The 13,889-nt window shown below is 37.1% G+C and carries 14 protein-coding genes and 1 pseudogene; 9 read left to right on the top strand and 6 right to left on the bottom strand.

Going from position 1 to position 13,889, the window contains the following annotated elements:
- Positions 1–132: 132 nt before the first annotated feature.
- Entirely contained in the window at positions 133–1,146 is a 1,014-nt protein-coding gene (locus tag HEQ36_RS05860; protein WP_168635006.1) for a UvrD-helicase domain-containing protein, read from the bottom strand.
- Between the two features lie 87 nt (positions 1,147–1,233).
- Positions 1,234–1,521, bottom strand: a complete 288-nt coding sequence (locus HEQ36_RS05855; RefSeq protein ID WP_168635007.1) for a hypothetical protein — start codon at positions 1,519–1,521, stop codon at positions 1,234–1,236.
- 586 nt (positions 1,522–2,107) lie between these two features.
- Between HEQ36_RS05855 and HEQ36_RS05850 the strand changes: the two genes are divergently transcribed.
- The gene (locus HEQ36_RS05850) at positions 2,108–2,476 is read left to right on the top strand and encodes a phage holin family protein (protein ID WP_039201081.1); all 369 of its coding nucleotides are present in this window, start codon (positions 2,108–2,110) and stop codon (positions 2,474–2,476) included.
- A gap of 35 nt (positions 2,477–2,511) precedes the next feature.
- Positions 2,512–2,703, top strand: a complete 192-nt coding sequence (locus tag HEQ36_RS05845) for a YqaE/Pmp3 family membrane protein (protein ID WP_027402184.1) — start codon at positions 2,512–2,514, stop codon at positions 2,701–2,703.
- A 65-nt stretch (positions 2,704–2,768) separates the two neighbouring features.
- Here the strand turns inward: HEQ36_RS05845 and HEQ36_RS05840 are convergent, their stop codons facing one another.
- Positions 2,769–3,551, bottom strand: coding sequence for a histidine kinase (locus HEQ36_RS05840; protein ID WP_168635009.1), 783 nt, complete (start codon positions 3,549–3,551; stop codon positions 2,769–2,771).
- 305 nt (positions 3,552–3,856) lie between these two features.
- On the opposite strand from HEQ36_RS05840, the gene HEQ36_RS05835 reads away from it, so the two are divergent.
- The 6 genes and pseudogenes from HEQ36_RS05835 to HEQ36_RS05810 all read left to right on the top strand — a co-directional run bounded on the left by HEQ36_RS05835 (position 3,857) and on the right by HEQ36_RS05810 (position 9,135).
- Positions 3,857–4,081 (top strand): hypothetical protein, encoded by a 225-nt coding sequence (locus tag HEQ36_RS05835; RefSeq protein ID WP_053538516.1) that lies wholly within the window; start codon positions 3,857–3,859, stop codon positions 4,079–4,081.
- Positions 4,078–4,413 (top strand): cytochrome c6 PetJ, encoded by a 336-nt coding sequence (petJ, locus tag HEQ36_RS05830; RefSeq protein WP_027402187.1) that lies wholly within the window; start codon positions 4,078–4,080, stop codon positions 4,411–4,413. The genes HEQ36_RS05835 and petJ overlap by 4 nt, the downstream gene beginning before the upstream one ends.
- A 13-nt stretch (positions 4,414–4,426) precedes the next feature.
- Entirely contained in the window at positions 4,427–5,446 is a 1,020-nt protein-coding gene (locus HEQ36_RS05825; protein ID WP_053538517.1) for an aldo/keto reductase, read from the top strand.
- A gap of 165 nt (positions 5,447–5,611) precedes the next feature.
- Positions 5,612–6,205, top strand: a complete 594-nt coding sequence (locus HEQ36_RS05820) for a Uma2 family endonuclease (RefSeq protein ID WP_039200917.1) — start codon at positions 5,612–5,614, stop codon at positions 6,203–6,205.
- A gap of 15 nt (positions 6,206–6,220) precedes the next feature.
- Entirely contained in the window at positions 6,221–6,670 is a 450-nt protein-coding gene (locus HEQ36_RS05815) for a VOC family protein (protein WP_217355192.1), read from the top strand.
- An 889-nt stretch (positions 6,671–7,559) separates the two neighbouring features.
- A pseudogene (locus tag HEQ36_RS05810) lies at positions 7,560–9,135 on the top strand (group II intron reverse transcriptase/maturase).
- A 211-nt stretch (positions 9,136–9,346) separates the two neighbouring features.
- Here the strand turns inward: HEQ36_RS05810 and HEQ36_RS05805 are convergent.
- The 3 genes from HEQ36_RS05805 to HEQ36_RS05795 form a co-directional block, all read right to left on the bottom strand.
- Positions 9,347–10,300, bottom strand: a complete 954-nt coding sequence (locus tag HEQ36_RS05805; RefSeq protein WP_168634880.1) for a DNA polymerase III subunit delta' — start codon at positions 10,298–10,300, stop codon at positions 9,347–9,349.
- A 2-nt stretch (positions 10,301–10,302) separates the two neighbouring features.
- Positions 10,303–10,929: a dTMP kinase gene (gene tmk / locus HEQ36_RS05800; RefSeq protein ID WP_039200915.1), complete on the bottom strand. Its 627-nt coding sequence runs from the start codon at positions 10,927–10,929 to the stop codon at positions 10,303–10,305.
- 249 nt (positions 10,930–11,178) lie between these two features.
- Complete coding sequence (locus tag HEQ36_RS05795) at positions 11,179–12,219, bottom strand: response regulator (RefSeq protein WP_053541213.1); 1,041 nt, start codon at positions 12,217–12,219, stop codon at positions 11,179–11,181.
- A 219-nt stretch (positions 12,220–12,438) separates the two neighbouring features.
- On the opposite strand from HEQ36_RS05795, the gene HEQ36_RS05790 reads away from it, so the two are divergent.
- Positions 12,439–13,374, top strand: a complete 936-nt coding sequence (locus HEQ36_RS05790) for an RluA family pseudouridine synthase (protein ID WP_168634879.1) — start codon at positions 12,439–12,441, stop codon at positions 13,372–13,374.
- Positions 13,375–13,889 lie beyond the last annotated feature (515 nt).

The following is a 13,889-nucleotide window of genomic DNA, read 5'->3' as shown; positions in this document are numbered from 1 at the left end:
TACTATATTTTGAATTCCAAAATCGGGGCTAATACTTTATTTTTCTCAAAATGAGAATTGCTGTTTTTTTAGCCAGAGGCAATGGCTAAAAAATAGTTACTTTGTACTATATTTTGAATTCCAAAATCGGGGCTAATACTTTATTTTTCTCAAAATGAGAATTGCTGGAATTTTATCATAGCCACCTGAAATTATACGTTCCCAGTCTTCACGAAATGCTGCCATCATCAAATCGCGTATTTTTGCAGAAAATATTGGATGGCGTAAGTATTTATCAACTAAGCTCTGTAGAGCGCGGCTTTTCCTTTGTTCCCCATCTAGTTCATTAAAAAGAATCCCATCGCTATCAGGATGAACTAAGGCATAAGCTAAGGCATGGAAAGTCATTGTATGGGGAACAGAATTTTGTAATTGTAACTTTAGACGTTCTCGCATTTCTTCTGCTGCTTTGCGATTGAAGGCTAAAAGCAACATTTCTCCTGGTGCAATACCACAATGTTTCTGTAAAAATATCGCTCGATTGACTAAAGTTGAGGTTTTACCACTTCCTGCTCTAGCTATTACTTGTACATGATTTACAAGAGTACCAATTGCTTTTGCTTGATCAGGATCGCAGGGTTTTAAATCCGGTTTTGTGTTTATCCAATTTTGTATGTACTTCGATTTTTCGGATCGGTACTCTTCCGATGATACGTATTCAGTACAATGAAGTTGATAAAAGTTGTCGGCATTAAGAAAGTTATTTTCAAATTCGTCTTTTATATTTCGTAGTAGAGATAGTTTTTTACCTATATTGGTTTCTTCCCACCTTACTCCAGGTGTAAGTTTGAGAATTTCATCCCATATTATAGAAGGTACAATCTGATTGAATTTTTGAATAAATTGTTTTTTGCTATATTTAAAAATAAAGCCAGAACCATAATCTACTCTTAGTAAGAATTTAGACGTTCTCAAATATTTTATTTCAATAACTTTTCCTTGTTGGTAAAATGTTACACCTTGTATATCTTTTCTGGAATGTTCATATTCAAGTTTGTTGTCAAAGCGACTAACTTCTCTTCCAACCAGAAGATTCCAGAGGTCATCATGATCACCAATAACCTCTGCAAACTTTTGAACAGTATCAATCTGTGAACTGCTATCCATAAGCGACCCTAAATCAAAATAAGCTCTATTGCTAAAAAATAGCGTTGAATATTACCTGTGACATTTAAAATTAGATTTTTCAGTTAATTAATTTTGTTGTTTCTTGGAAAGATTATATAAAAGTATTATCTCATCAACTATTTCTTCAAGTGTATCCTGATCGGTCGCTGGATCTAACTTGTTTAAAAGTTGTGCAACTTTTTCAAATTGTTCTCTTATATCTTCTGGAGTAGATTCTCTGATTCTTGGATTATTTAAATCATCGCCTAAACGCTCTATACTCTTAGACGCAACCATTAATCGTTCATAAAGAGAACCTTCTTCCTTCGTTAAACTATCAAGAGTATTTATTGCTTCTTGCAATGCACCAGACATATACTCACCTATTAAATATACATATCAATCCATGTTACACACTCATTAAGTCTAAGTCAACTTTTTGGCAAAATTTTTCCTGATTGATGGAAGGTGTTTGAAATAAAACAGTTGCACTAGAGAAATACACGATGCAATTTAGTTACAATGGGATAATGTAGAAACACAGTCATCGTCAATCTGACATTTCCACAGAAACAATGATAAAATAGTTTGTGAATAAAGTCTTTGTTTGTGCCTATTCTTAATGCGATTTACAGAGAATATCAATAATTATACTATCAGTTAAAGAATTAATTCAAGAAGCCTTGTCTTTACCCAGTTCTACAAGAGTATTTTTAGTAGAAAAACATTAAGCTGTTGTGTTTTAAATTTGGATAAGGGATGCGAGCAAGATGCTTGCACTACTTAATATTAGATTTTTTGTTATACAATAATTTCCTAGAGAAGTCGGGTATCTTACTGAAAATTTGTTATTTAATCTAACCTAAGATAGATCAAGATTATATCTAAGAAAAGATGTGAAATATTAGTCTATCTTTGAAAATAGTAATTAGCACAGATAATGCTGTTACTGAGGTAAAAAATGTTGTCATATTTTTTCATTGCACTCGCTACAGCTTTAAGTTTGCTGATTGTTGATTTAGTTGTTCCCGGTGTAGATATTGCTAATTTTCCGGCAGCTTTAATTGCCGCTGTTGTGATTGGTTTAATTAATAGTGGAGTTAAACCAACCATTAATATCTTGTCTTTACCTTTGACATATCTCACATTAGGTGGATTTTCCCTAATTGTTAACGGACTCTGCTTTTGGTTAGCATCAGTTTTAGTTCCAGGTTTTCAAGTTCAAGGATTAATTGCTTTTATTATCGGTCCTGTAGTTCTTTCTTTAGCTAATACCTTTCTCAGTAAATACTTCGCAGAAAAAGGTTTTGAATTACAAGATAGTCAATAGGTAAACCCAACTTTAAAACTAGGAAATAAATATCCATGAACTTACTGCGTATACTTATCGGTTTATTTCTACCTCCCTTGGGGGTTTTTCTCACCGTTGGATTTGGTCCAACTTTGTTAATTAACATTTTGCTGACTCTGCTTGGTTGGCTTCCTGGTAGCATTCATGCAGTTTGGGTAATTGTCAAGCATGAAGAAAATATTAATAGAGAGGAAGGTACTTATTAAGTATGTAACAATAACAAGATCCCCGACTTCTTAGAGAAGTCGGGGATCTAAAGGATAGTTAGTCTTTAAGCACGAATATCTTTATCTTTGAATAAATCAGCCGTTGCTAAAAGTAACTCGCGTAAAGTTTGTTTTAATTGACGTTCTTTCTTTGCTATAACTGCACCTGCATCTGTCAATTTTTTTTCCAGAACTGAGTAACTTTCTTTTACTTGTGCTGTGATAGATTCGGCTTTGGGATGGGATTTATCACACCATTGTTTGGCTTCATTTAAATAATCCTGTACTTCTTGATCACTTCCGCTATAACGTGCCGATAAATTGGCTCGAATAATTGCTGACTGTGCTTGTAATTGTGCATAGCGTTTCTTTAATAATCCAATTTCTTCACTATCTTTTATAGAATCAATGGCTGAATCAATCGCAATTTTTGTGTCTGCTGATTTATCTTGACTTGTTTCGATTATCTTCGTTAAAATTCCTTCAATTTCTGCTTGTAGTTCTTCTTCTTCTCTATCTAATTGAGCTTGTAATTGCTTAATTTCAGCTTGAGTTTTGACAATATCTGAGTGTTTTTTCAGATTTATTGCTTCCATCGCTCCTTCAATTGAAGCTACCACTCCTTCTTTAACTTCACTACCTTTTTCTTGTAAATTATCAATGACAGTAGACACAGCATCATTAACTAAATTACGCAGTTCATGAGAACCTTCTTGAAACTCAGAACCTACTTGAGAAACAGCAGATTTGACAATTTCCCGAATGCGTTCAGCTTTTAATTGTCCTGTTTCTTTAGCTTGGTATAAATCTATTTGAATTTGTTCTTTAATGTTCTTATTTGTGGTCATACTAAATACAAATCTCATTACAACACTTACACTCATTATGGCGAAATCTTTTAGCTATGAACACCCTCTAAAGAGATAAAATCATATCTATCTTTAGGTACTTCAAAGTATTTGGCGATTAGAAAGATGCTTCCACCACGCTACACAAGCAAAGTCTACCTTCGTAGATTCAGCAATTAGAAGTTTTTAACCCACGCAGGTGGGTTTTGTCTGTATAGCCGCGACTTCTAGTCGCCAGGAATTTTTTAGTTAAATGTTGCCAATTTATGAAATAATCAATATTGGTCAATAACTAAATTTTAATTATGTGGCAGGTAAATATCACTTGCGATGGTGAAGCGTGGAAAGTGTACGGTGCTGAATTTAAGAAAATGGTAGAAAATTACCAAGCTGAATTGATTGGTTCTAAAAAAATGCCAGATGGAAAACGGATCATGTCCTATAAAATTGAAGATGTCAGTGAAGCAGAAGCTTTTCAGGAACAATGTACAAACTTTATCGGCTTCATATCTGATTTTGAAGCCTTATGAAAAAACTAATAGTATTGATATTATGCACATTTTGCTTGTGGACTATCAATTTCACCTCACCCGCTAACGCTTTAGATACAGCCAAAGGGGCAGAAATTTTTAGTTTTCATTGTGCTGGTTGTCATATTAATGGGGAAAATATCATTAGACGCGGTAAAAACTTAAAAAAGAATGCACTTAAAAAATATGGCATGGATTCTTTAGAAGCGATTACAGCCATTGTCACTAATGGTAAGAATAATATGTCAGCTTATAAAAAAAGATTGACAACTGAGGAAATTCAACAAGTTGCAGCTTATGTTTTGGAACAAGCAGAAAAAGACTGGAAATAACAAGATAAAAAATATGATGTTACCTCAAGAAAGCTATTTACAATTTACTCCCGACTTGAAAATTTGCCGAATTTTAAATGGAATGTGGCAAGTTTCCGGTGGACATGGACGCATTAACCCCAAAACTGCCATTGAGTCTATGTTTCAATATGTTGATGCTGGTTTTACAACATGGGATTTAGCAGACCATTATGGACCAGCAGAAGATTTTATTGGTGAGTTTCGTCGTCAACTGATAGCGACTCGTGGAGAAGAAGCTGTAAATAATATTCAAGCTTTTACCAAGTGGGTTCCTCGTGCGGGGAAGATGACAAAAAAACTGGTTGAGGAAAATATTGATATTTCTTTGAGAAGAATGGACGTTAAATCATTGGATTTAATGCAGTTTCACTGGTGGGAATATCGAGATGCTAATTATTTAGATGCTCTCAAATATATGGTAGAATTGCAAACAGAAGGTAAAATCAAACATTTAGCTTTAACTAATTTTGATACCGAACATTTGCAAATTATCACCGAAGCAGGAATCAAGATTGTTTCTAATCAAGTGCAGTTTTCTTTAGTTGACAGAAGACCACAGGTAAACATGGTTAAATTTTGTCAAGAACATGATATTAAGTTGTTTACCTATGGTAGTATTTGCGGTGGTTTGTTATCAGAAAAGTATTTGAATAAACCAGAACTTAAAGGCTTAGAAATAAATACCACCAGTTTGAGAAAATACAAACAAATGATTGATAATTGGGGTGGTTGGGGACTATTTCAACAGTTACTAAATACCTTAAAAACCATTGCTAATAAACATCAAGTAAGTATTGCTAATGTGGCTGTAAATTACGTTTTAAATCAGCCAGCAGTTGGGGGTGTAATTGTGGGTGCAAGGTTAGGAATTGCAGAACATTTGTCAGATAATGCTAGGGTGTTTAGTTTCAATTTAGATGCTGAGGATATCGGGAAAATAGATGCAGTTTCTGAACAGTCAAAAGATTTATATAAGTTAATTGGTGATTGTGGAGATGAATATAGACGTTAATTGAACATTTTACTCCCCATTTTCCTTGACCGACCAGCATTGTATTAGATCATTGGGGTCAATTTTAGCGATCGCCTAGCCTGAATTTTCCTAGCCTAGCCTAAATTTTTCTGAATTTTCATGAATTTTATCTGATAATAAAACTAGCCTCTTTAAGCAAAACCTATGGAAACCCTCACCTTAAACATACCTCCCGCAGTAAATTTAACAGATGAGCAGTTTTATCAACTTTGCATTGCCAACGAACCTTGGCAATTAGAACTTACCCAAACGGGAGAATTAATTATTATGCCTCCCACAGGTGGAGAAAGCGGAATTAGAAACTCAGATATAACTACAGATTTAAGTATTTGGAATCGTCAAACTAAATTAGGTAAAGTATTTGATTCTTCTACAGAGTTTAAATTACCCAGTGGTGCTTATCGCTGTCCTGATGCAGCTTGGGTAAAACTAGCACGTTGGGAGGCTTTAAGTAAAGAAGAAAAAAAACGGTTTCCCCCCCTTTGTCCTGATTTTGTGATTGAATTGCGATCAGAAACGGATAGTTTAGAAAAATTACGCGCTAAAATGCGAGAATATCAAAATAATGGGGCGCTTTTAGGTTGGTTAATTGATCCACAAACACCCTTAGTAGAAATTTATCGTTACGGAAAAGATGTAGAAGTTTTAAACTTTGATGTTGACAACCCACCAAAACTTTCTGGTGAAGATATTTTACCGGGCTTTATTCTCGATTTGCAGATAATTTTAAATCCATAGATTCTAAATTTCGGGATGATGATTTCTCAAAAAAATATTCCCACTGGCTACCTCCGCAAGGTTCATCATATCGCTTTTAACGTCCAAAATATGGCAGCATCTCGCCATTTTTATGGTCATATTTTAGGCTTACACGAACTTACAGGGGATGAAATACCAGAAACATTAATAGAACTTGTCAACACCGGAAAAGTCGCCAACTTTGCCACTCCTGACGGTACAATTATTGACTTATTTGGAGAACCAGAATTATTACCACCAGATCCAGATCCCAGTAAGTCTTTCACTAGAGCGTATCATTTAGCCTTTGATATTGATCCAGAACTATTTGACCAAGCATTAGCAGTAATTCAAGAAAATAATTTGGTCATTGCTTATGGACCAGTTTCCCGTCCTACTGGTAGAGGAGTGTATTTTTATGATCCCGATGGGTTTATGATTGAAATTCGTTGTGATCCTGATTAAATGAGACAGTGGGAAAATTTCGATAATTAAAGGCAATATAAAAGCAATATACAGCACTTCCCGGTGTTATGAGGTACAAGAACCCCACCCCCAACCCCCTCCCCAACCCCCTCCCCGCAAGCGATGAGGGGGCTAAGATGTAACTCATATCATTGGAAACTACTGTAAGTAGGTGAACACAATAAGAGAATAAGAGAACTCCACAAAAAAGATGATCCAATCTTGTGGGATGGGCATCTTGCCCGTCCTTTTATTATTAGCGGGCAAGATGCCCGCACCACAAGAAATTTTGGGATATTTTTTTAATTGGAAGTCTATAAAACCAAGGTGTGTAAAGAGTGCGATTCGTTGTTAGTTGAATCACGGTAAACAGTCCGTACATAAACTAACCAACCCAATCCAATCATGGAAAAGGTTGAACTCTCGGTCTGATATGGGTGAAAGTCCCATCTGCCAGACTCAGGTATGACTCCCTACCTGCCCACACTGACTAGACTCGGTTTCTAGAGGGTGAAGCTGGGAACAGGGCGCAATCAGACATCCGTTGTGGGGTGACACTGGTGCTAACGGGGAGTTCCTACGGTGAAACAGAGCCTAGAAAAGCAACCTACCACCAAGCAGGACACAACATCAAAATCCTGACTTCATTGGAGCTAATTCCCGCCGCATCCTCTTTGAATATCGGTAAGAGTCTAGGGAATCCAGTGGTTGAATTGGCTACACCTAACGGAACTAACAATCAACCGAGGGAACGAATAAAAACGGATTGAGGGTCTAGGGGCGGTCGAACCCCATAAGTAGGCTAGACGAGCAGCGGAATCCCTTCAATTCGGGTAGGACAGACCGTAACTGGTCTGAGGTGTTCAGAATACACAGATGGTCGCAGAGCATGATTAGACACAGAGACAACTCTAGTGAATCTTGGAAAACGTTACCCTGGAAGCAATTCCGCCGTAACTTATTCCGCCTACAAAAACGAGTGTATAAAGCGGTTCAAGTTGGAGACAAGCGCAAAGCCAAGTCCCTACAAAAGCTGATTCTGAAATCAACCGCAGCAAGATTACTGGCTATTCGTCAAGTAACACAGCTAAATGCTGGAAAAAAGACAGCGGGAATTGACGGGAAGACCGCGCTCACATTTGAGCAAAGGTTTCAACTGAGTGAAAAGCTTAGAACCGAATGTAACGACTGGAAACACCAGGGATTACGTGAAATACCCATGCCCAAAAAGGACGGTAAAACCCGGATTCTCAAAGTCCCCACTATTGCAGATAGAGCGTATCAATGCCTTATCAAATACGCATTAGAACCAGCGCACGAAGCAACCTTCCACGCCAAAAGCTACGGGTTCAGAACGGGACGTTCAGCGCATGATGCCCAAAAAATCCTGTTTAATAACCTAAACTCCAACGCCAACGGAATAGATAAACGAGTTATTGAACTCGATATTGAAAAATGCTTCGACAGGATAAACCATTCCGCCATCATGGATAAACTCATAGCTCCCAGAAGCATAAGACAAGGGATTTTCCGATGTCTCAAAGCCGGAGTCAATCCAGAATTTCCTGAACAAGGAACACCTCAAGGGGGCGTGGTAAGTCCACTACTAGCTAACATCGCTTTGAATGGGATTGAAAGTATTCATAGATATCATAAGATATCTAATTGCCGAATTACAGAAAAAACCTCAAAGAGAGAAATTATTGAACCAACAATCCGGTACGCGGATGACATGGTAATAATACTCCGACCTCAAGACGATGCCATAGAAATACTTGACAAAATCAGTCAGTTCCTAGCAGAACGGGGAATGAAAGTCAGTGAGAAAAAGACAAAGCTAACCGCCGCGACAGATGGGTTTGATTTTCTAGGCTGGAACTTCAAAGTCCAGAAAAACGGGAAATTTAGATGCGTTCCATCAGTGGATAACTATAAATCTTTCCGCAAGAAAGTAAAATTCATCGTCAACAACTCGAATTATGGTGCTACCACTAAGGCTGAGAAATTAGCCCCTGTAGTTAGAGGTTGGAGGAATTACCACCGCTTCTGCAAGATGGACGGATCGCGTAACTCGCTATTCCACATCGAAACAAGAGCATTCAAGGTATTCAACAAGGAAACCAAACAGAACCGCCACACTAGCAAGCAATTACTAGATAAGGCGTTTCCCCCAGTCCCTTACTCCGAAAATAAACATATCAATGTCAAAGGTGAAAAGTCGCCTTACGACGGAGATTTGAGTTATTGGAGCGAGCGCAACAGCAAGCTCTATGACAGTCATACCTCTAAAGCCCTCAAACGGCAAAACCATAAATGTGGTCATTGTGGGTTAAAAATGCTCAATGATGAGAAGGTACATTTACATCACTTAGATGGAAACCACCAAAACTGGAAAACTAAAAACCTTCTAGCCATTCACTTTCATCTGCCACGATTATCTTCACATGAGCAAAAGCGAAAGCTAAGAACGTCGGAAGCTGGGTGCAGTGAAAGCTGCACGCCCAGATTTAACAGAGAGGGGCGCGGGATAGTACCCGCCCTCGACTCTACCAAAAAGAAAAGTAAAATCGTCCAAAGCTTCTTCACTCTTGCCTTTTGCCTCTTGCCTCTTGCCTCTTGCCCTCCCATAAAGACAATTTTCAATGCTAACCTACTGTAATTGAGGGTGGGGAAACCCTACGGATTTTGGGATATTTGAAATAAGGCTAGAAATGTACATTCCCAAACCAAACGAGGTTGGGCGTAACAAAGTAAATGTTTCCGGGTTTTTTCTAATTGTTGAATAATTTTTGGTTCATGTATTTGTTGCCAATAGTATTGTTGTAAATAGTCAATTAACCATAATTGGGCTTCTGTATCTAATTCTTTATCAATTTTTTTACCTAATTCTAAAGCATGACGGTAAGATGTTGGCGTTTTTTTCACCTGGGCGATAAATTCGCTAGGAATGGTTTGCAATTGTTGGTAGGAGGAAATGGCATTTCCTGGACTACCTGCGGCTATGTTTAAAACTTCTGGATGTTGCAAAATTTCGGCATTTCCTGTTTGTGTCAATACCTCAGTCATAGCCGCAGTATTTAACCGATAAAAAGGGACTTTTTGACAACGGGATACTAAAGTTGGTAGCACAGATTCGGGGGAGGGGGCAATTAAAATTAATGTTGCTTTTCCTGGTTCTTCTAAAGTTTTTAACAACGCATTTGCCGCAGATTCCGCCATTGTTTCTGCTTGTTCTAATACTATGATATTCCGCGCTGCTTCCAATGGTGAACGAGAAAGAAATTGCGTAATTTCTCGAATTTGTTCTAAACGAATAATCGGTGGTGCTTTGCGTTTAACTCCCTTTTCGGCTGCTTCTGCTGGGGTGAGTCTTTGTCCTTGATATTGATAAGTTGGTTCTACCCACAATAAAGCTGGATGATTTCTTTGCTGAATGCGATTGTGTAAAATGGGAATTTGATCGGGTTTTATAGAACTAGAAAAAAGTAATTCAATAAAACATTTTGCTGCTAAACTTCTGCCTACACCATCAGCACCCACAAACATATAAGCTGGTGCAACTCGATGTTGTTTAACGGATTGAGTTAATAATTCTACCGCTTGCTGTTGTCCGATTAATGACGAGAACATAGTTATGAAAACAGGCGTTGCTGTAAAATTTCCTGGATACTTTTTTGAACGATATCTTGACTGTCATTGCCATCTATTCGCACAATCCGGGATGGATTGGATGCAGCTAATTCTGTATATCCTTGCTGTACCCGGCGATGAAAAGTAATAGTTTCCTGTTCAATTCTATCTAGTTTAGCTTGTCCCCGTTTGCGGGATAGTCCTACCTCGACATCTACATCTAACCAAATAGTTAAATCACTTTCTAAGCCACCAGTAGCAATCTGATTAAGTTGATGAATGAGATTCATATTTAAACCTCTACCATAACCTTGATAGGCGATAGTAGAATCAGTATAGCGATCGCACAAAATAAATTTCCCTATGGCTAAATTAGGTTTTAACTCTTCTTCAATATGTTGTGACCTGTCCGCTGCATATAATAATAGTTCCGTGACTTCCCCCACCGGCTTACTTGGTGACTTTTCCAATAATAACGCCCGTAAATCCTTTCCTAACTCCGTTCCCCCTGGTTCACGAGTCAGTATTACTGATATATTTAAGCTTTCTAACCACTGAAAACACCGTTGCATCTGAGTAGTTTTACCACAACCCTCCACACCTTCAAATACAATGAACTTACCACTCATGTTGTTAAATTTTGTAAATACTGATTTTTTAGACATCCCTATTTATATAAACTCTACACCAAAAGCAAACCTTATAAACCTTATATGATTGCCCCAAATATCGCAGTAGACACGAAGACGTGGTGGTACATTAACTCCAAGAGTCAGATCCCCGACTTCTCTAAGAAGTCGGGGATCTGGGTATGAGTGCAAAATAAATTGAACATTATAAAAATCCCTAAACTAATCAATTTTGTAGGGGTCAAATTTTCACACAATATGATGAAAAATAATTTTCAGTAAATCCCCTTGAGAAAAAGGCTTTTCTAAATAGCCATTAGCCCTCACAAATTTGGCTTTAGCTTTATCTCTTAATCCGATTCTTTCGGTCATCAAAATCACAGGAGTATTTTTATAATGCGAGTGTTTCCGCAATAAAGAACAGATTTCATAGCCATCTAAATTAGGCATTTCTACATTTAATAAAATCATATCGGGCTGTACTCGCAAAATTTCCATTAAAGCTTGGGAAGAATCCATGAATTTCAGCACAGAAAATATTTGCTCATCTAAAAAATTTTCCACAGTATTTAATATGCTATAATCATTGTCCACACCCAAAATACTATATTTCTTCCTCTCCCTAACTGGGGAGTTTATCGGCTGATGTATATGTAGTTGAGAATCAACTTGCTCAGAATTGCTTTTAGGTAACTGTTCGTGATATGTAGTATGTGACGGGGATTGATGATGATTTTCAAAATTCAAATTTTCCTGAACATCAACCTTAACCCCTGATTGACATTGTTCTACTAAAGTTCTTAAATTTAAATGACAAAATTTAGGAAGATTATCTAAAAAAGTATGTCGAACAAATTCATAACTGCCATATTCTAAATCTAGTAATGATTCTAAAACCTCCAATGCTAATTGTTCAATCAACAAAGCAGTCTGAAAGTGACTAATATATTTTTGATTAACTAACCAACAAATTGCTAAATAATCTGGATTTGGTATTGACTGATTTTCAAGATCCTTTTCAAAAATCATCCGTACCTGTTCATTAATACCCATAGGAAGAGTCGAAATTTGCTGACTCAATCTCTGTAAATTACGATAAAGAGGTTCAAACATTTCCTCAGAATAACCAGCGTAAATTAGTTTACCCTGATCCATATATATTGACCAAGCACCCGACTCACTAAATACCTGCAAACAACCAGTAAAAGAATTATTAGTAATCTTTTTTAATAAGCTAATTGGTTGGATATTTTGAAAAAATCTATATCTACTAATCGGAATTGTGTTAATATGCTGGGATTGATCATTAAAATTTTCTCTCATGATCATTTAATTAGTGAATTTTACAAGGGTTTTGAATTATAAGTATTCAAGTATTACTTTTAGGTTACTATAGATTTTTTAGAGAAATAAAAAACTATCTTAAACATAAGATGAAAAAATGAAGTACAGCGGTTCTCCCAGAACATTTTGAACCTCAATGTTTCTTAAAACACCCCATACCTAATCGTGTCTGCAATTAATAGCATCCAAGTTACCGAAAATAGCGATCGCCTAGATCGCTACTTATCTCAAGAGTTATCAGATTTATCCCGTTCTCGCATCCAGCAGTTAATAGAACAGGGTCATGTTCAAATTAATGACAAGATTTGCACATCTAAAAAGATTAACCTGAAAACAGGCGATCGCATTACCCTGGAACTTCCCACCATTCAACCTTTAGAAGTAATCGCAGAAGATATTCCCCTAGACATCCTCTACGAAGACGACGAACTCATCATTCTCAATAAACCCGCAGGTTTAGTAGTCCACCCCGCACCCGGACATCCTGACGGGACTCTAGTTAATGCCATATTGGCACACTGTCCCAACTTACCAGGAATCGGTGGCGTGCAACGTCCGGGAATTGTCCATCGTTTAGATAAAGATACAACAGGAGCAATTGCGATCGCCAAAACAGACCTAGCTTACCAACACCTACAAGCGCAACTACAAGCAAAAACCGCCAGAAGAGAATATTTAGGACTAATTTACGGTGTTCCCAAAACAGAAACCGGAATTATAGATTTACCCATTGGACGCAATCCCCAAGACCGTAAAAAAATGGCTATTGTTTCTATAGAAGATGGTGGACGCAACGCCATTACTCATTGGCGTGTAAAAGAACGGTTTGGCAACTACACCTTAATTCACTTCCAACTAGAAACAGGACGCACCCATCAAATTCGCGTTCACAGCGCCAAAATGGGTCATCCCATCGTCGGCGACCCCATTTATAGTTCAGGTCATTCCCTGGGTGTAAATTTGCCGGGACAAGCATTACACGCTTGGAAACTTCAGTTACAACATCCCATTTCTGGCGATTTAGTCGCAGTCACAGCACCCCTTCCCCGCAGCTTGACAACTTTACTGGAAGTCCTGCGCCGTCGTAGTGGTATTTATTAAGAATTCCTGAAAAAATAGCCATTTAGTCTCATTTTGTGAGTTTTACCTTTGGAAAAATTTATATCCCCCCAGGGGGGAAAAAAAAGAAAATTTCCCAAATATTTAGAAATGTAAATTTAACATTCCTTAACAAAAATTATAAAACTCACATAGAAGCTAAAAAAAGCTTTGGTGTAGTTATATCAAGAGTTTACAGCAAAATTAAAACAGTCTTTAACCGCCGAGTATTGCGATTTTTTGCAAAAAATATAAAGTTATGTAACGTAAATATAAGAATTTTCTCAGCTATACCCCTTATATAGGAAGGATTTGAGCCTTATCTTAGGCTATGATCTCATTTATTCATAATTTGTAACGAATAAAGACTCTATAGCATTGTATAAACATAAACTGTAGGGGTTAAACAACAGAGGAAAGTTGAAAAAAGCAGGCAATTCATCAAGTTTGCCACTTTCTCATAAAATTTTCCTTGACTCTCATAATTTTTGGTTTGTAAACTGTAAACTAGTAAATGA

Source organism: Anabaena sp. 54, assembly GCF_017355725.1.
In the GTDB taxonomy this organism is placed as follows: Bacteria; Cyanobacteriota; Cyanobacteriia; order Cyanobacteriales; family Nostocaceae; genus Dolichospermum; species Dolichospermum heterosporum.
The sequence above is the reverse complement of the archived record's forward strand: the minus strand, read 5'-3'. Positions and strand labels throughout refer to the sequence as shown.

What these genes read in the sequence shown, in the direction of transcription:
- HEQ36_RS05860 (WP_168635006.1), bottom strand. Translation starts at nt 1,146, where the DNA reads ATGGATAGCAGTTCACAGATTGATACTGTTCAAAAGTTTGCAGAGGTT.
- HEQ36_RS05855 (WP_168635007.1), bottom strand. Translation starts at nt 1,521, where the DNA reads ATGTCTGGTGCATTGCAAGAAGCAATAAATACTCTTGATAGTTTAACG.
- HEQ36_RS05850 (WP_039201081.1), top strand. Translation starts at nt 2,108, where the DNA reads ATGTTGTCATATTTTTTCATTGCACTCGCTACAGCTTTAAGTTTGCTG.
- HEQ36_RS05845 (WP_027402184.1), top strand. Translation starts at nt 2,512, where the DNA reads ATGAACTTACTGCGTATACTTATCGGTTTATTTCTACCTCCCTTGGGG.
- HEQ36_RS05840 (WP_168635009.1), bottom strand. Translation starts at nt 3,551, where the DNA reads ATGACCACAAATAAGAACATTAAAGAACAAATTCAAATAGATTTATAC.
- HEQ36_RS05835 (WP_053538516.1), top strand. Translation starts at nt 3,857, where the DNA reads ATGTGGCAGGTAAATATCACTTGCGATGGTGAAGCGTGGAAAGTGTAC.
- petJ (WP_027402187.1), top strand. Translation starts at nt 4,078, where the DNA reads ATGAAAAAACTAATAGTATTGATATTATGCACATTTTGCTTGTGGACT.
- HEQ36_RS05825 (WP_053538517.1), top strand. Translation starts at nt 4,427, where the DNA reads ATGATGTTACCTCAAGAAAGCTATTTACAATTTACTCCCGACTTGAAA.
- HEQ36_RS05820 (WP_039200917.1), top strand. Translation starts at nt 5,612, where the DNA reads ATGGAAACCCTCACCTTAAACATACCTCCCGCAGTAAATTTAACAGAT.
- HEQ36_RS05815 (WP_217355192.1), top strand. Translation starts at nt 6,221, where the DNA reads ATGATGATTTCTCAAAAAAATATTCCCACTGGCTACCTCCGCAAGGTT.
- HEQ36_RS05805 (WP_168634880.1), bottom strand. Translation starts at nt 10,300, where the DNA reads ATGTTCTCGTCATTAATCGGACAACAGCAAGCGGTAGAATTATTAACT.
- tmk (WP_039200915.1), bottom strand. Translation starts at nt 10,929, where the DNA reads ATGAGTGGTAAGTTCATTGTATTTGAAGGTGTGGAGGGTTGTGGTAAA.